The following is an 18,432-nucleotide window of genomic DNA, read 5'->3' as shown; positions in this document are numbered from 1 at the left end:
TTTTGTTCAATAAAATCAGCTTTTTTTGTTGGATAGCTGGAAATTATGTATACATTCGCAGAGTAATTAATACAAAAAAAGGAACAGCATGTTGAATAACCGATTTTATTTTAGCAACTCTTATTATTTCTTCTGGAAGGTGGAAAGGGATTGTTGTGTGGTTATTTAATTATAAAATTAAATTGATACTATAAATATACAATCCCGATGAAAATCGGGATTTTTTTTTGCTTAAAAGTTTATAAAATGAATGAAATAATTGGAATACAAGGCATAACGGGTTCTTTTCACCATCAGGTGGCACAAGAATATTTCAATCAGGATGTTGTTGTTGACGAATGTTTGTCCTTTGACGAGTTAGTGGATAATCTGCTTTCAGGGAAATCCAATCAGGCGGTTATGGCGATAGAGAATTCTATTGCGGGCCCCATTATTCCCAATTATGCTTTGATTGACAAAAATAATTTGCACATTATAGGGGAACATTATTTAATAATTCATCAAAATTTGATGGCCTTAAAAGGTCAAAAAATGGAAGATATTCAGGAAGTACATTCGCATCCCATGGCCATTTTACAATGTATGGAATTCCTAAAAAAATATCCAAATATAAAATTAGTCGAAGATAAAGACACTGCCGAAACGGCTCGTAGAATTCAGGAAAAGCAGTTGAAAGGAATTGCAGCAATTGCCAGTGTAACGGCGTCGAAAATGTATGATTTAGAAATTTTGGCTCCGGAGATTCAAACCATTAAAAATAACATGACTCGGTTTGTCATTATCAAAAAGGAGAATTCATTTGTTCCGGAAAACGAAATTAACAGAGCGTCCATTAAATTTGAATTGGATCACAAACGCGGAAGTTTAGCAGCAGTTTTGAATGTAATGAGCGACTGTAAGCTGAATTTAACTAAAATTCAGTCGTTACCAAAAATAGAAACACCGTGGAAATATTCCTTTTTTGTGGATATTACTTTCGAGAAATACGAAGATTATGCAAAAGCAAAGTCACTGTTGCTAATCATGGCGGAATATTTCAAAGTATTAGGCGAATATAAAAATACGAAACAATAATTAGTCGAAAGTTATAAAGTTAAAAAGTCAAGAGAATTTTAAAATTTACACATGATTAGTACAGCAAACCGTTTGGATATAATTGAGGAATATTATTTCTCCTCAAAACTAAGAGAAGTGAGACAACTGGCTTCTGAGGGGAAACCAATTATCAATATGGGAATTGGAAGTCCAGATTTACAACCTTCACAAGCAGTTATTGATGCAATGGTTTTGGCCATGCAAGATGAAAATGCGCATCAATACCAAAGTTATCAAGGGTTGCCGGAATTGCGACAGGGAATAGCTGATTTTTATAAAAACAATTTCAATGTTGAATTAAATTCAGCTAACGAAATTTTGCCTTTGATGGGTTCAAAAGAAGGAATTATGCATATTTCACTGGCCTTCTTGAATGAAGGAGATCAGGTGTTGATTCCTAATCCAGGGTATCCAACGTACACTTCGGTGACGAATCTTGTGGGAGCTGTTCCAGTTTATTATGATTTAAAAGAGGGGAACAACTGGGAGCCCGATTTTGAAGCTTTAGAGAAATTAGATTTATCGAAAGTCAAAATCATGTGGATGGGCTATCCGCACATGCCAACAGGAGCAAGAGGAAGTTTACAGTTATTTGAAAAATTGGTGGCTTTTGCCAAAAAACATCAGATCTTGTTAGTGAATGATAATCCGTATAGTTTTGTTTTGAACGACAATCCGATGAGTTTGTTGCAAGTGGAAGGCGCCAAAGAAGTGGCTTTAGAATTAAATTCTTTGAGCAAAACGTTTAATATGGCCGGCTGGAGAGTTGGAATGGTTTTAGGAAATGCAGCTTGTATTGATGCTGTACTAAAAGTAAAAAGCAACATGGATAGCGGGATGTTTTACGGAATTCAAAAAGGGGCAATTGAAGCTTTGAAAAGTGACAAGGCCTGGTTTGAATCGATGAACACAATTTATAAAAAACGCAGAATCCTTACCGAACAACTGGCAGAAAAATTGGGTTGTAAAGTATACAAGGAAGGAGTTGGATTATTTGTTTGGGCAAAATTGCCGGACGGAATCTCATCGGCGGAGAAATTCATAGATGAAATTTTATATGATAAATCAATTTTTATTACTCCGGGAACCATTTTTGGTTCTAATGGAGAAGGATATATTCGATTTGCATTGTGTGTAAAAGAAGAAAAAGTACAGGAAGCTATAGACAGATTTGCTTGAAAAACAGCTGTTTTAGGACAAATAAGCGTCTGAATAACGAGATGCTTTAGCCCTGATAGTAGTGAAAATCCTTTCTAGTTCTGGACTTGTTTCACGATCCTGAAACAAGTTCAGGACTAGAAAGATTGAAACGGATAGCAGGATTAGCTACAAAAAAAAGTAAGAAATGAAAGTATACGTAATAGGAATAGGATTGATAGGCGGTTCGATGGTATTGGAGATTAGAAGGCTGCATCCGGAAGCGAAAATTTACGGGATTGACAACAACGAAAGTCATTTGGTGGAAGCCATAGCTATAGGGGTTGTTGATGGTGGCGCTACATTTGAAGATTTGTCGGACGCAGATTTTGTAATTGTTTCGGTTCCTGTGGATGTCGCATTGCTAGTTTTGCCTAAAGTTTTGGATGTTATTGGGGATAATACGATTGTTTTTGAAGTGGGCTCTACTAAAATGCCCATTTGCGAAGCGGTTGCCAATCATCCCAAAAGAAGGAATTTCATAGCCACTCATCCTATAGCAGGAACGGAGTTCTCAGGACCGTCGGCGGCAATAAAAGGATTGTTTCAAGGGAAAACGAATATTATTTGTGAGGTAGAGAAAACAACTTTCAAGTTACAGGAAAGAGCCTTGGATTTGTTTAAAAAAATGGGAATGCGAATTCGCTACATGGATCCAAAATCACATGATAAACACATTGCTTATGTATCGCATTTGTCACATATAAGTGCCTTTATGCTTGGAAAAACGGTAATCGATAAAGAGAAAGACGAGCAGGATATTTTTGATATGGCCGGTTCCGGTTTTGAAAGCACCGTTCGATTGGCCAAAAGTTCTCCGGCAATGTGGACGCCTATTTTTAAGCAAAATAGGAAGCAGGTAGTAAAAACATTGGAGGAATACATTTCGAATTTATCAAAATTTAAAGAATTATTAGAAAAAGAAGATTACGACGCAATCTACAATGAAATGCAAAGTGTCAATAAAATAAAAGAAATATTAAACGGAATTAATGTAGAAAAGTGATCAGTAATCAGTCACAGTTTACAGTAAAAAAGAACAACAAAATAAAATAAAATTAGAAAAAATGGAAAACAAGAAAGAAATGAGAAATTGGTTGAATGAATTCAATTTGAATCATCCATTTGTGATCGCAGGACCTTGTAGTGCTGAAACAGAAGAGCAAGTATTAAAAATTGCACATGAATTGAAAGACTCAGATGTGAGTGTTTTTAGAGCAGGAATTTGGAAACCTAGAACGCGTCCGGGAGGATTTGAAGGAGTAGGAGAAATAGGGTTGAAATGGTTGAATAAAGCAAAAGAACAAACCGGATTGCTAATGGGTACGGAAGTGGCAAACGCTGCTCACGTAAAATTAGCTTTGGAATATGATATTGATGTATTGTGGATTGGTGCCAGAACGACTGTAAATCCATTTGCAATGCAGGAAATTGCAGATGCTTTAGCAGGAACTAAAAAAATCGTATTGGTTAAAAATCCGGTAAATCCAGATTTGTCTTTATGGTTGGGCGGTGTAGAGCGTTTATACATGGCAGGAATAGAAAAATTAGGAGTGATTCACAGAGGTTTCTCTACCTACGAAAAAACAAAATACAGAAACATTCCAGAATGGCAAATCCCTATTGAATTGCAAAATAAATTCCCTGATCTACCTTTAATCATCGATCCATCTCACATTACGGGAGATCGTAAGATGATTCTTGAAGTGACTCAAGAAGCGTTGGATTTAAACTATGATGGTATGATTATCGAAACGCATTATGATCCGGACAATGCCTGGAGTGATGCTGCACAACAAGTTACACCTGATGCTTTGAAACAAATTTTTATTGATTTGAAAGTAAGAAAAGTAAATGATGCATCTGTAGAATTTACTCAAAAAATGACAAAATTGAGAACGAATATCGACATCTTAGATGAAAATTTATTAGACTTGCTAGGAAAACGGATGAAAGTAGCGGATGAAATTGGCAAAGTGAAGAAAGACGCTAACGTTGCCATTCTTCAAAATACTCGTTGGAATGAAATCCTTGGAAAAATGATTCTTGAAGGAGAGAAAAAAGGATTGACTGAAGAGTTTGTACTAAAAATGTTCAAAGCGATTCACCAGGAAAGTATTGGTCACCAAGAAAAAGTATTGAATGCATAATTAATTGTACGAATAATTATTTATTAAAGCCTACAAAAGTTTGTAGGTTTTTTTTGTAATATTGCGTAGTTTTAATAATCAAAATTTATGAGAAAATTATCGTTGGCAGTATTAAATATGATTTTTTTAGGGCTTCTCTTTATCTCATGTAATTCTAATGACGATGTAACTCCACCTTCTAACAAGAGTTATAATATGGTGACTACTTTCGCTGGATCTGGTTTAACTAACGCTAGTGAAGATGGTGTAGGAACTCAAGCTACTTTTTGGAGACCAGAAGATCTTGTGGCAGACGCAGGAGGTAATTTGTATGTGGTAGAAGCAGGTGCTAGCAAGATTCGGAAAATTAGTCCTGCAGGAGTAGTAACTACTTTTGCTGGTAATATCATTCCTGGAAGCATTGATGGTGTAGGTACAAAAGCAAGTTTTGTAGGGCCTTCAGGGCTCACAATTGATGCTTCTGGTAATCTATATATAGCTGATACGGGTAATAATAAGATTCGCAAAATTTCTCCAACGGGTGTGGTAACTACTGTAGCAGGCACAGGAGTTGGTGGTGGTGTTGATGGAGATAGAAGTCAAGCAAGTTTTCTTGCCCCTACTGATGTTGCTGTAGATGCTTCAGGAAATCTATATGTAGCTGATATTTCAAATAATAAGATTCGCAAAATTAATCCATCAGGTACCGTGAGTACTTTTGCAGGTAGTGGAATCGAGGGTAGTATGGATGGAGTAGGTGTTTTGGCTAGTTTCCATCATCCGCGCAATATCACCATAGATGATGGGAATTTGTATGTATCAGAATGGGGTAGTCATAAAATTCGAAAAATTAGCCCTGCAGGGGTAGTGACTACTTTAGCCGGTGGCGGCAATTTTGGTGTTGATGGTACTGGTAGTAGTGCAAGTTTTGGTCTTCCTAGCGGCATTACAATTGATGCTTTAGGGAATTTATATGTTGCGGATATTCATTCTAATAAAATTCGTAAAATTACTCCTAATGGAGTTGTAACTACGTTTGCTGGTACTGGAATAGCAGGTAGTCTTGATGGATTACTTGCTACTGCGACGTTTGATAGACCTTTTGGTGTTGCAATAGATAATAATGGGAATATATATATTGCCGGGAATGGGAAAATAAGAAAAGTTGCTTATGAATAGTCAGGACAATTGCGAATGCCATTCTCAAACTATTCAACACAATTCTCCAACAAAGTATTGGTCACCAGGAAAAAGTATTGAACGCTTAGTCCGTATTTTTAAAAAACAAATCCCTACAGCTTTTCTTAAAAGTTGTGGGCATTTTCTATTTTTAATTGTATGTAAAGTTGTTCAAAGTGAAAAACTTTAAACTTTAAACTTTAAACCTAAAACAAAGAATTATCTTTGCAAAGTCTAAGGTTTTAAATTAAAAAACTGAATTCGTAAATTGTAAATTAAAAAATGACAGGACTAGTATACAAATCTACTGGAAGTTGGTACACCGTAAAATCTGAACAAGGGGATTTTATCGAATGCCGTATGAAAGGGAAATTCCGAATTAAAGGAATCAAAAGCACCAATCCTATTGCTGTGGGCGACATTGTTGATTATGAACTGGAAGAATCATCCGATACCGTTACGGGAACCATTCATAACATTCATGACAGGAAGAACTATATTGTTCGGAAATCAGTGAACTTATCACACCAGATGCATATTATTGCGTCTAATATTGATAGGGTTTTCTTGTTAGTTACCATAAATAATCCGCCAACGACTTTTAACTTTATTGACCGTTTTCTGGTGACTGCCGAAGCGTATGGAATTGAAACGATACTGGTTTTTAATAAAATTGACACTTTTGATGATGCCACGCTGGATGAACAATTGTACATGCAACATGTGTATCAGGAAATAGGGTATAAATGTTTGCGCGTTTCTTCGACTGAAATGAAAGGAATTGAAGAATTGAAAGAAATGATGATTGGTAAAGTGAGCATGTTCTCTGGGCATTCTGGAGTTGGGAAATCGACTTTGGTAAATGCTATGGAACCTTCGTTGCACCTGAAAACAAAGACTATTTCTGAAGCAAGTAAACAAGGGCAACACACGACGACTTTTGCAGAAATGTACGATTTGTCATTTGATGCCAGAATTATTGATACGCCAGGTATCAAAGGTTTTGGAATTGTTGACATGGAAAAAGAAGAAATCAGTGGTTATTTTCCTGAATTTTTCAAATTGAAAGAACAATGTAAATTCAATAATTGTTTGCATAAAGACGAGCCGCATTGCGCAATTAAAGCCGCTTTGGAAAAAGACGAAATCGCCTGGTCCCGTTACAGAAGTTATCTGAAAATTCTGGAAGGTGACGATGAAAATTACCGTACGGATATTCATAATGAAGATAGAATAATCAGTGATAAAACAAGGGAATAGAAATTAGCCGAAAGTCATAAGGTCGAAAGTCATAAAGTCAGTCGGGACGAATATCTAAAGACGATTTTTTCACTTTATGACGTTAAAACTTTTGACGTTAAGACGTATTAAATGAAAGTTGTAATTCAAAGAGTTTCCTCTGCTTCCGTAACGATAGATGAAAAAATTGTAGCCGATATCCAGAAAGGCTTATTGGTTTTGGTTGGAATTGAAGATTTAGATAATCTAGAAGATAGTAATTGGTTAGCTTCAAAAATTGCCAATATACGTATTTTTGGAGATGAGAATGACGTGATGAATTTATCTGTCAAAGATATTGATGGCGATATCATTGTGGTAAGTCAATTTACGTTGCATGCTGCTACCAAAAAAGGAAATCGCCCGTCGTATATAAAAGCTTCAAAACCAGAAGTAGCCATTCCATTGTACGAGAATTTTGTAGTTCAGGTGGAGAAAGAAACTGGTAAAAAAGTACAGACTGGCGTTTTTGGTGCGGATATGAAAGTGCTTTTACTAAACGATGGACCTGTAACAATAGTAATTGATAGTAAAAATCGAGATTAAGTTTTGGTAGAATTCTCCAAACATTAAAAGCAAATACCGGAAATTGTTATATTAAACACCTCACTGAAGGTGTTTTTTTATGTTCCAATTCTTTACATTTGTTCAAATATAATTGAGATGACTTTAGAACAATATATTCAAAATATAAATTCCGCATACAAAAGAGGAAATGCAACAGAACACATCGATCGTGGTGATTTGAAGCAACTCATTGAAAGTATTGTAGCAAATGTTGCCGCAACTAATGAACCCAAAAGACAACAATGCGGAGCTCCGGATTGTATCATAACTAAAAAAGATACAAAACAAACTAAAGAATCATATTCTGCTTTTATCACAAATATACCATTAGGTCAGCATAGAATTGCAACACCTTATGATGGAAGTTATTCTTTCCCACTCTACCTTTATCCCGAAACGAACGGACAACAACAATCCCTGTCAGGGTTCGAAACCCTGACAAGGTTGAACAAACCTAATGAAGTTTTAAAAAGAAACCCCAATCTTGATGCAGAAATCATCAATCAAATCGCCAAGCAATTAGGAATGACTTTTGTTACTGAAAAAGAACCCGAAGGCAATGTTTGTATGGCAAACAATTCCGAAGTTCGTCCAGAATTCAGAGAAACGTTTGCACCAATCGATATGCTAGATTATATTTATACGGTGTTACATTCGCCCACGTACCGAGAGAAATACATAGAATTTCTGAAAATAGATTTTCCTAAAATTCCATATCCTAAAGACATAAAAACCTTCTGGGAATTGGTTGAATTAGGTTCGCAAATACGAAAAATTCATTTGCTGGAAAGCGCAACAGAGGAAGAATTTATTACAGAATTTAATATTAACGGCGATTGTGTGGTTGCAAAAACAAGTTACGAAAGTAACCCTCTCAGGGTTTCAAACCCTGAGGGGGTTGAAGGTAAAGTGTGGATCAACGAAACCCAATATTTCGACAATGTTCCTGAAGTAGCTTGGAATTTTTTCATTGGCGGGTATCAACCGGCGCAAAAATGGCTCAAAGACCGCAAGGGACGTAAACTGGAATTTGACGATATTGCGCATTATCAAAAAATCATCGTGGCGTTAGCTGAAACGGACAGATTAATGAAAGAAATAGAAAAAATAGAGATAGAAAAGACTTAAAATAATAATCCCTTTGTGCCTCCGTGCCTTTGTGGCAAAACAGAAAAAAAATGAACTTAAAAAATTCCCAACTAGACGTTGATACTTGGATCAAAGAACACGGTGTTCGGTACTTTAATGAATTGACCAATATGGCGCAACTTACTGAAGAAGTAGGGGAAGTAGCCCGCATAATTGCACGCCGTTACGGAGAACAATCCGAAAAAGAAAGCGACAAAAATAAAGATTTGGGCGAAGAATTAGCCGATGTGGTTTTTGTGGTGTTGTGTCTGGCAAATCAAACTGGAATCGATTTGCAGGCGGCTTTCGATAAAAAGATGGATTTAAAATCTATTCGAGATAAAGACCGCCACAAAAACAACGAAAAACTCAAATAATTTGTGAAGTATAAATTATGAATTATAAAGGAGGAGTGGTAAATTGCGCCTCAAAGTATTTGAGTAGAAAGCTGACGCTAAAACTCATAATTCTAACTTATAATTAAAAACATGAATTTACTGTTACAAACTTCCCATTCCAATTTACAAGCTCAAATTGCAGTTACCGGTTCAAAAAGCGAAACCAACCGACTATTATTGTTACAAGCCTTGTTTCCAAATATTACGTTGTCCAATACTTCGAATTCAGATGATAGTGAAGTCATGCAAAAAGCGTTGAAAGGAAGAGAGGAAATAGTTGATATTCATCATGCAGGAACGGCGATGCGATTTCTAACGGCTTTTTTTGCTGTGAATGAAGGTCGTGAAGTGGTCTTGACTGGATCTCAACGAATGACAGAGCGTCCAATAAAAGTTTTGGTGGAAGCCTTGGAACAATTGGGTGCAAAAATAGCGTACGAGAAAGAAGTAGGTTATCCGCCTATTCGAATCACAGGGCAAAAAATCACGGCTTCTAAAGTTTCTATCCCTGCAAATGTAAGCAGTCAATACATATCAGCATTATTATTAGTGGCGCCAAAACTGGAAAACGGTATAGAGATCACCTTGGTGGGCGAAATCACTTCGGTTCCTTATATCAAAATGACATTGGCTTTATTAAATGATTTGGATATTAAAACCAGTTTTGAAGGAAATATAATTACGGTTTATCCAAAACATGAAGTGAAATCAAAAGTAATGACCGTAGAATCCGATTGGAGTTCGGCTTCGTACTTTTTTAGCTTAGCTGCTTTAGCTGAAAATACTAATATTTCACTAAACAGTTATAAACAAAGTAGTTTGCAAGGCGATTCGGCTTTGGTTGAAATCTATAAGCAGATGGGCATCGATACACATTTCGAAGATAATAGAATGACTTTGGTTAAACGGCCTAACTTTAAACCAGAAAATTTAAATTTAGAATTAAATAACACGCCAGATATCGCCCAAACAATTGTAGTTACGTGCCTTGGATTAGGTATTGGATGTCATTTAACAGGACTTCATACCTTGAAGATTAAAGAAACGGACAGATTAGAAGCGCTAAAAACTGAACTAACAAAACTAGGAGCAAAAATATCGGTGACCAATGATAGCTTGACGCTTTTGGCTACGGAGAAAATCAATTATAATATTAAAATTGCCACCTATAACGACCATAGGATGGCGATGGCATTTGCACCATTAGCTTTGAAAGTGCCGATAATTATTGAAAATGCAGAAGTAGTTTCTAAATCATATCCTGATTTTTGGGAGGACATGAAGAAATTGGATTTTATTGTGTCTGAAATTTTATAAATGAAATGTTGCGCCGTGCCTTTGTGCCTTTGTAGCATTGGACTTTTGAAAATAAACAGCAAAACACTTGACAACGCCTATCTCACAATCGTATATTTGCACACGATTTAGAATTATGACCTCAAAACTCAGACTTCATAATCTATAACTCATAACTTTATCAAATGAAATTATCACATTTTCAATTCGATTTACCAAAAGAACTTCTTGCCGAATATCCAGCTGAAAACAGAGACGAAGCACGTCTAATGGTTATTGATCGTAAGAAAGGGACTATAGACCATAAAATGTTCAAAGATGTTATCGATTATTTTGATGACGGAGATGTTTTAATTCTGAATAATACCAAAGTTTTTCCAGCGCGTTTGTATGGAAACAAGGAAAAAACAGGAGCAAGAATCGAAGTTTTTTTACTTAGAGAATTAAATTCTGAGCAAAGACTTTGGGATGTTTTGGTTGATCCAGCTCGTAAAATCCGAATTGGTAATAAATTATATTTTGGCGATGATGACTCGTTAGTGGCTGAGGTTATTGATAATACCACTTCTCGTGGAAGAACATTGCGGTTCCTTTACGACGGTTCTTATGAAGAATTCAGAAATAAATTAACAGAACTTGGAGAAACTCCAATTCCAAAATATATTTCGAGAGATGTAACTCCCGAAGATGCAGAACGTTACCAAACGATATATGCGAAAGAAGAAGGAGCAGTAGCCGCGCCAACAGCAGGTTTGCACTTTTCTAAAAATCTATTGAAAAAATTAGAAATCAAAGGAATAAAATTTGCTGAGGTTACACTTCACGTAGGTTTAGGAACTTTTAATCCGGTTGAGGTTGAAGATTTATCAAAACACAAAATGGATTCTGAGGAATTAAAAATAACTCAAGAAGCGTGTGATATTGTGAATGACGCCAAAGCTAAAAAGAAACGTATTTGTACCGTAGGGACAACTTCTATGCGTGCGGTAGAAAGTTCAGTATCTTCACATAACACATTGAATCCTTTTGATGGATGGACAAATAAATTCGTTTTTCCTCCTCATGAATTTACGATTCCAACCTGTATGATTACCAATTTCCACACTCCAAAATCTACTTTATTAATGATGGTTTCCGCATTTTGCGGTCATGACTTAATGAAAAAAGCATACGCAGAAGCGATCGAAAAAGAATACAAATTCTATTCTTATGGGGATGCAATGTTAATCATCTAATCTGAATTCATTCAGAATTTAAATAGTAAATCTCGTCAGCAATGGCGAGATTTTTTTTGGAGGGTGTGTCCCGCTGAAAAAGCGGGTCGGCCTGCACGCTGTACCTTTATTTTCTTAAACAAAGTTTTAAAGCTTAGCTATGGATTTACAATTCAGTCTGATATAATTTAATAACGAGCTGTAATTTAATTCCGTAGAATATTAGGGAACTATCTTTCCTTATTCGGAATTTTAACTATTTTAAGTGTCGTCAATCGGTTAAAAGTCTACTGTCTATCAGTCTTTTTTTACTACTTTTACAAAACAAAATACAAATCATGACATTCGAAAACACCCTTGAATTTGCAAAAAAACTCGATTCACAAGATCAATTATATAAATATCAGGATGAATTTCTATTTCCACAAGTCAATGGAAAAAAGGTACTTTATTTCACTGGAAACTCCTTAGGATTACAGCCCAAACGAACAAAAAAATATGTAGATGAAGTGATGAATGATTGGGCTAATCTTGCTGTTGAAGGCCATTTTTACAGTGAAAAACCATGGTGGGATTACCACGAACGATTTGCTAATCCGTTGAGTAAAATTGTGGGTGCTTTACCTAGTGAAGTTACCGTGATGAATACGTTAACGGTCAATCTTCATTTGCTGATGGTTTCGTTTTATAGACCTACAAAAACCAGATATAAAATCATTTGCGAAGAAAAAGCATTTCCTTCGGATCAATATATGTTTCAAAGTCAGGTTCATTTTCACGGATACAGTCCCGATGATGCTATTGTTGAAATCAAGCGTCGCGATGGCGAACACAACATTCGCTTAGAAGATATTTTGGAGAAAATTGTAGAAATAGGTGATGAGTTGGCTTTGATTCTAATAGGCGGTGTCAATTATTATACGGGACAAGTATTTGATATGAAAACCATTACTGCCGCTGGTCATAACGCGGGTGCCTATGTAGGTTGGGATTTAGCCCATGCTGCAGGAAATATAAAACTGGAATTACACGACTGGAATGTGGATTTTGCAGCTTGGTGTAGTTATAAATACATGAATTCTGGTCCTGGAAATGCTTCCGGATGTTTTATTCATGAAAAACACCACAACAATTTGGAGTTGCCAAGATTGGCTGGTTGGTGGGGACATAATAAAGAGCGCCGTTTTAAAATGGAACAGACTTTTGATCCTATTCGTGGTGCTGATGGTTGGCAAATAAGCAACCTACCAGTGCTGTCGCTGGCTCCTTATTTAGCATCGGTAGAAATGTTTGATGAAATTGGGATGGACGCTTTGATTCAAAAAAGAGATTTAATTACTTCTTATTTAGAATTTATTCTGCACGAAATAGACCAAGAGGTGGATAGTAGTTTCGAAATTATTACACCGTCAAATCCATCAGAAAGAGCGTCACAATTATCAGTGTTGCTTCATGGGGAAGGCCGTAGTTTGTTTGATTACCTTATGAAAAATGGTGTGATCACGGATTGGCGCGAACCTAATGTTATTCGATTGGCGCCAGTTCCATTGTATTGTTCTTTTGAAGACATGTTTCACTTTGGACAAATATTGAAAGCAGGGATTCTAAAATAATGTAGACACAGAATTATATAAAAAATAGTTTAAATAGTGTAATGCTTATTACTAAGTTTAAATGTTTCTTTGTCTTATTATTAATTGCAAAATTTAAAATTATGAAAGCATTATATTTTATACTAGTTTCTTTAATTGTCGTTTCTTGTCAAAATCAAGGAAAAATGGAAATTGAAAAAGCGAAACTAGCGACTGTTGACTCGATGAAAGTAGAAATTGAAAAACAACGAGTTATTGATTCAATGCAAGTTGAAATGGCTAAAATTGAAGAAGCCAAAATTGAAACCCAAAAAGAAGTTGTAATTGTAAATCAACCCGCAGCTACCACCACTACTACGACTACGACTGCCAAAAAGAAAGGTTGGAGCAGTACTGCTAAAGGTGCTGTAATTGGAGCAGGAGTTGGTGCTGCAACAGGTGCAATCATAAGTAAGAAAAAAGTGCAAGGAGCTATAATTGGCGGAATTGCAGGTGCTGGAGTTGGTGCAGGAACAGGTGCTATTATAGACGGAAGCAAAAAGGAATAAATTTATTCTTTTACATAATGAAGAGTGTTTAAGTTCGCGAAGAATTTAAACACTCTTTTTATTTATACCTGTTTCCCTTTAATAAGAGTCCATATCGTCAATGATAGCACTGGCCTTAACTTTGATTTTATATAATTCTTCAGGATTTATTTTATTTAATAATTTCAGCATCATTCCCATACGTTGGTTTCCTTTAAAATATTCTTTTTTTTCATCTAGGAAATTCCAGTACAGCGTATTGAAAGGACAGGCTTTATCTCCAAATTTCTCTTTGACATTATACTGACATTTGGCACAATTATTACTCATTTTATTAATGTAACTTCCGGAGGAAACATAGGGTTTTGTGGCAATAATTCCGCCATCCGCATATTGTGACATCCCGCGGGTGTTGGGCATTTCGACCCATTCGATAGCATCTATGTAAACGCCAAGATACCAGGCGTCTACTTCATCAGGATGAATTTGTGTCAACAGCGTAAAATTCCCTATCACCATGAGCCTTTGAATATGATGTGCATAAGCTTCGTCTAAACTTTGATTGATTGCGTGGCTCATGCAATTCATTTTGGTTTTACCGGTCCAGAAAAAATCCGGTAATTTGTTTGTGTTTTGCAAGACATTCTTTTGGGCATAATTAGGCATTTCTTTCCAATATATTCCCCGCATGTATTCGCGCCAACCCAAAATTTGGCGTACAAAACCTTCTACTTGTGAGAGCGTTATTTCAGCGTCATTCGCATGGTAAAAAGAGATAACGGTTTCGATTACTTCTTTTGGCGAAAGCATTTTACTGTTCATGGCAAAGGACAAACGAGAATGGAAAAGGAATTTTTCATCGGTGTGCATTGCATCTTCATAATCACCAAAATGTTGCAGCAGATTTTTACAAAAATAATCTAAAACTTGCAGCGATTGCTCACGAGAAGTGGGCCAGTTAAAGTTTTGCAAATCGATGTTGCCAAAAGTAACGATATCAGCTTTATTTATTTGGGCAACAACTTCAGAGACATTGGCATGGAAATTTTTTTCCGTCGGGACAGGAACTTCCCCTTTGTATTTTTTGCGGTTATTGGCATCAAAATTCCATTGGTTGCCCAATGGCGTTCCTCCATTCATTAGCACATGATGTTTTTTACGCATGTGGCGGTAAAAATTTTCCATTAACAACGACTTCTTGCCTTCAAAAAAATCGGTGAGTTCGTAACGCGTGGTGTAGAAATGTTCCGAGTCGAAAGCTTCTGAGGTTATTTTTAACTCGGAACAAATTGTTTTTAATTGTTGGTCCAGACGGAATTCATCGGGTAATTGATATTCAAATTTTTCTATTTTGTGTTTTTTGATACAAGCGGCGATTATTTTTTTTAAATCCTGTGGATTGTCGGCATCGGTAATTTGAAAATAGACTCCTTGGTGACCCAGAGATTGTATTTCGGTGTAAAAATTTCGCATTGATAGAAAAAACGCCACGACTTTTTGGATGTGATGTTTCACGTAGTCGGTTTCTTGACGCATTTCGGCAAGGACATAAATAATATTGTCATCATTTTCCTGAAGCCAAGAGTGCTTTAAATTCAATTGATCACCAAGGATTAGTCGCAGTTTTTTCATTTTTTATTTTTTAAGAAATGAAGTAGTTGGAAGTTCTTTTCGAGCATATTGAAAACGATTTACTAGTTTGGGTAAGCAATATCCGTCAAGACCATTTAAGGCCACAACATTCCCTCTGTCGATTTGCAGCCAACCATCTTTATGTTCTAACTCTTCTTTGAAAAATATATTTTCAATAGAGGCAATAATGTGAATCGTATCATTTTCCTTGATATAATATTCATTTACATATTTGCAATACAGATGAACGGGACTTCCTTGTACAAAGGGGATTTCAATATTAGGTTTATATTCTTCTTCTAAATTTGTTTTATCAAATTCAGAAATTCCTAGATCATAATTAGCAGAGGTATGGTGCGCATCTTCAATCATGTCTACAGTAATATGATTTACGGTAAAATAACCAGTTTCTCGGATGTTTTTATATGTATCTCTGGGAACGGTGGTAGGTCTCATGATAAATCCTATCAGCGCCGGATTGCTCCCTAAATGGGTCACGCTGCTAAAAATAGCTACATTAGATTTTCCATCAAGGGATTTTGTGGCAAGTAAATTAGCTGACTTATAACCTGTGCAAGAATTAATCAAATTCAATCTTTCGATTTTTTCCATTTGAGAAATGTCATCTCTAGAAATGTGTTTCATATCTTTTAAATTTAAAACAAAGATACTTATTTTGTTTAATCACTTTTAAAATTAATTAAACAAAATAAGTATATTTATTCGATTCTCCTGAATCACTCTCGTATAAATAAATTGTTTTAATTAACTTCTAAATCCTATATATTTGTTTATCAATTTATTTAAAAATGAAAAAACTTAAAATAGTCTTTCTGGTTTTACTTTCGGGAGTAGTAGTTTTAGCAATGGTTTTAATTATTTATGGGTTTTATCTGAAACCAAAATACGAGGGCAAATTAAAACTGAAAAACATTCAGAAGGAAACCACCGTATATTTTGATGAATTTGGAGTTCCCCACATTTATGCGACTAATTCAACGGACGCGATGATGGCGTTAGGTTATGTTCATGCACAAGATCGATTGTGGCAGATGGAATTGATGCGTCGCATTGCGCCGGGACGATTATCAGAAATTTTTGGTTCAGTAGCATTAAAAAATGATACATTTTTTGCAGGACTTGGAATCGAAGAAGCATCTTTAAAAGCGATTGCAACATTGGATAAAAACAGTCCAAGTTATCAAATGACTCTAGCTTATTTGGATGGAATTAATCAATATTTAGAAGAAGGAACAACGCCAATAGAATTCAGCTTAATTGGGGTTAAGAAAGAGAAATTTACTATCAAAGATGTGTATAATATTTTTGGGTACATGTCTTTTAGTTTTGCGATGGCTCAAAAATCAGATCCTTTATTGACTGATATTCGAAATAAATACGGAATGGCGTATCTCAAAGATTTTGGGATTGATGGTTCCTTTAACACCACTAGAATTAAAAATGCCAAAGATAAATCTCAAGATTATAGCGCTATTTCAACGTCGGTGGCGTCACTATTGGAACAATCTCCAATTGCGCCTTTTATAGGAAGTAACAGCTGGGTTATTGCCCCTAAGAAAACAAAGAATGGTAAAGTCATTTTTGCAAATGATCCGCACATTGGATTTTCACAACCGGGAACGTGGTATGAGGCACATTTAGTAACACCAGATTTTGAATTGTACGGTTGTTATTTGGCTGGAACTCCGTTTCCTTTATTGGGACATAATCGCGAGTATGCCTATGGTTTAACAATGTTTGAGAACGATGATATTGACTTTTATCAAGAGCAGAATAATCCAATGGATCCAAATACGTACAAGACACCAAGTGGTTTCAGTGCATATGAAATTAGAAAAAAAATTATAAAAGTAAAAGATGGTGCGAATGTGGTTTTGAATGTGAAAATTACGCGACACGGTCCAGTGGTAAACGACTTGATTGATGGTCTGCGGCAAGATAAACCTGTTGCAATGTCGTGGATTTATACACAGCAGCCGATCCAAATTTTAGATGCTGTTTATACACTTTCGCATGCCAAAAGTAAAGCGGATTTCCAAAAAGGGGTTAGTTTAATAGCGGCACCAGGTTTGAATGTAATGTATGGCGATGCCAAAGGAAATGTGGCTTGGTGGGCAACGGGAAAATTATACAAGCATAATGCGGGTGTAAACCCTAATTTTATTTTGGATGGAGCAAGTGGTACGGATGATATTATCGAATATTTGGATTTTTCCAAAAACCCGTCGGCAGTAAATCCAAAATGGAATTATGTATATTCAGCGAATAATCAGCCAGAACCCATCGATGGATTTTTATACCCAGGTTATTATCTTCCCGAAGATCGAGCAAAAAGAATTACTCAATTGTTGGCGCCAAAATCAAATTGGGATATAACCTCGGTCGGGGAAATGATTTTTGATAATACGTCATCTGTTGCGCCAGGAGTGGTAAAGCAGTTAATTTTGGCAGTGGACCAGAAATCACTTACTGAAAATGAGAAAGAAGCGTTGTCCGTTTTGAAAGAATGGAAAGGCTCCAATAATCTTACTGATGTCGCGCCAACAATTTACAATAAATGGATTTTTAATTTATTGAGAAATACGTTTGAGGATGAACTGGGTGCCAGTAATTTCAAACAGTTTTTAGGAACACATATTATGAAGCAGATTATTGCAAAACAAATTAAGAATAAAGAGTCGCTTTGGTGGGATAATATAAAGACTAAAAATGAAAAAGAAACCCGAAGTAAAATCATTTCACAATCGTTTAATGAGTCGGTTGTAGCGTTAGAAAAACAATTAGGAACGTCGGTTTCTGATTGGACTTGGAATAAAGTTCATACTGTAGAACATCAACATCCATTAGGGAAAGTGGCCGCGTTACGAAGAATTTTCAATGTTGGTCCATTTGAAGTTTCGGGTTCCGCGGAAGTCATTAATAATTTGTTTTTTGATTTTACGAATGATGGAATTTATCAGGTGAAAGGAGGGCCGTCAACACGGAGGATTATTGATTTTTCCGACATAGAAAATAGCTGGAGCATCCTGCCAACAGGGCAATCAGGGAATCCGTTGAGTGAACATTACAGTGATCAAGCAGAGCTCTATAATATGGGAAAATTTAGGCGAATGATGCTGAATAAGAATGAGATTGTGAGAACTTCAACAAAATTGGTGTTTATTCCATATAAAAAGTGA

Annotated in this window: 16 protein-coding genes; 14 read left to right on the top strand and 2 right to left on the bottom strand. The window is 35.9% G+C overall.

Annotation, left to right across the window (positions count from 1 at the left end):
• The first annotated feature begins 246 nt into the window (after window positions 1–246).
• From ACNQGJ_RS13000 to ACNQGJ_RS12940, 13 genes are all read left to right on the top strand, one after another.
• Entirely contained in the window at window positions 247–1,074 is an 828-nt protein-coding gene (locus ACNQGJ_RS13000; protein ID WP_417973582.1) for a prephenate dehydratase, read from the top strand.
• A 51-nt stretch (window positions 1,075–1,125) separates the two neighbouring features.
• Window positions 1,126–2,274, top strand: a complete 1,149-nt coding sequence (locus tag ACNQGJ_RS12995) for a pyridoxal phosphate-dependent aminotransferase (RefSeq protein ID WP_417973584.1) — start codon at window positions 1,126–1,128, stop codon at window positions 2,272–2,274.
• Between the two features lie 166 nt (window positions 2,275–2,440).
• Window positions 2,441–3,298 (top strand): prephenate dehydrogenase, encoded by an 858-nt coding sequence (locus ACNQGJ_RS12990; protein WP_417973586.1) that lies wholly within the window; start codon window positions 2,441–2,443, stop codon window positions 3,296–3,298.
• 61 nt (window positions 3,299–3,359) lie between these two features.
• Window positions 3,360–4,442 carry a chorismate mutase gene (locus ACNQGJ_RS12985; protein ID WP_417973588.1) on the top strand — a complete coding sequence of 361 codons (1,083 nt, stop codon included), beginning with the start codon at window positions 3,360–3,362 and terminating at the stop codon, window positions 4,440–4,442.
• A gap of 87 nt (window positions 4,443–4,529) precedes the next feature.
• On the top strand, window positions 4,530–5,600 hold the full coding sequence (locus ACNQGJ_RS12980) for an NHL repeat-containing protein (protein ID WP_417973590.1): 1,071 nt from the start codon (window positions 4,530–4,532) through the stop codon (window positions 5,598–5,600).
• 282 nt (window positions 5,601–5,882) lie between these two features.
• Window positions 5,883–6,860, top strand: coding sequence for a ribosome small subunit-dependent GTPase A (gene rsgA / locus ACNQGJ_RS12975; RefSeq protein ID WP_417973592.1), 978 nt, complete (start codon window positions 5,883–5,885; stop codon window positions 6,858–6,860).
• Between the two features lie 111 nt (window positions 6,861–6,971).
• A complete protein-coding gene (dtd, locus tag ACNQGJ_RS12970; RefSeq protein ID WP_417973594.1) occupies window positions 6,972–7,424 on the top strand; it encodes a D-aminoacyl-tRNA deacylase in 453 nt (150 codons plus the stop codon).
• 117 nt (window positions 7,425–7,541) lie between these two features.
• A complete protein-coding gene (locus ACNQGJ_RS12965; protein WP_417973596.1) occupies window positions 7,542–8,573 on the top strand; it encodes a type ISP restriction/modification enzyme in 1,032 nt (343 codons plus the stop codon).
• A gap of 50 nt (window positions 8,574–8,623) precedes the next feature.
• The gene (locus tag ACNQGJ_RS12960) at window positions 8,624–8,950 is read left to right on the top strand and encodes a nucleotide pyrophosphohydrolase (RefSeq protein WP_035668323.1); all 327 of its coding nucleotides are present in this window, start codon (window positions 8,624–8,626) and stop codon (window positions 8,948–8,950) included.
• 111 nt (window positions 8,951–9,061) lie between these two features.
• A complete protein-coding gene (gene aroA / locus ACNQGJ_RS12955; protein WP_417973598.1) occupies window positions 9,062–10,288 on the top strand; it encodes a 3-phosphoshikimate 1-carboxyvinyltransferase in 1,227 nt (408 codons plus the stop codon).
• Between the two features lie 164 nt (window positions 10,289–10,452).
• Window positions 10,453–11,502 carry a tRNA preQ1(34) S-adenosylmethionine ribosyltransferase-isomerase QueA gene (gene queA / locus ACNQGJ_RS12950; protein WP_417973600.1) on the top strand — a complete coding sequence of 350 codons (1,050 nt, stop codon included), beginning with the start codon at window positions 10,453–10,455 and terminating at the stop codon, window positions 11,500–11,502.
• A 317-nt stretch (window positions 11,503–11,819) separates the two neighbouring features.
• The gene (kynU, locus tag ACNQGJ_RS12945) at window positions 11,820–13,094 is read left to right on the top strand and encodes a kynureninase (protein ID WP_417973602.1); all 1,275 of its coding nucleotides are present in this window, start codon (window positions 11,820–11,822) and stop codon (window positions 13,092–13,094) included.
• A 101-nt stretch (window positions 13,095–13,195) separates the two neighbouring features.
• On the top strand, window positions 13,196–13,621 hold the full coding sequence (locus tag ACNQGJ_RS12940) for a YMGG-like glycine zipper-containing protein (protein ID WP_417973604.1): 426 nt from the start codon (window positions 13,196–13,198) through the stop codon (window positions 13,619–13,621).
• A gap of 78 nt (window positions 13,622–13,699) precedes the next feature.
• On the opposite strand, the gene ACNQGJ_RS12935 is transcribed toward ACNQGJ_RS12940, so the two are convergent.
• Window positions 13,700–15,232, bottom strand: a complete 1,533-nt coding sequence (locus tag ACNQGJ_RS12935; protein ID WP_417973606.1) for a cryptochrome/photolyase family protein — start codon at window positions 15,230–15,232, stop codon at window positions 13,700–13,702.
• Window positions 15,233–15,235: 3 nt separating this feature from the next.
• Window positions 15,236–15,877, bottom strand: coding sequence for a flavin reductase family protein (locus tag ACNQGJ_RS12930; RefSeq protein WP_417973608.1), 642 nt, complete (start codon window positions 15,875–15,877; stop codon window positions 15,236–15,238).
• A gap of 164 nt (window positions 15,878–16,041) precedes the next feature.
• Here ACNQGJ_RS12930 and ACNQGJ_RS12925 point away from each other — a divergent pair, with 164 nt between their 5' ends.
• Window positions 16,042–18,432 carry a penicillin acylase family protein gene (locus tag ACNQGJ_RS12925; protein WP_417973609.1) on the top strand — a complete coding sequence of 797 codons (2,391 nt, stop codon included), beginning with the start codon at window positions 16,042–16,044 and terminating at the stop codon, window positions 18,430–18,432.

It is taken from the genome of Flavobacterium cryophilum, from assembly GCF_048286555.1.
GTDB lineage: Bacteria > Bacteroidota > Bacteroidia > Flavobacteriales > Flavobacteriaceae > Flavobacterium.
This window is presented reverse-complemented; position numbering and strand designations above follow the sequence as displayed.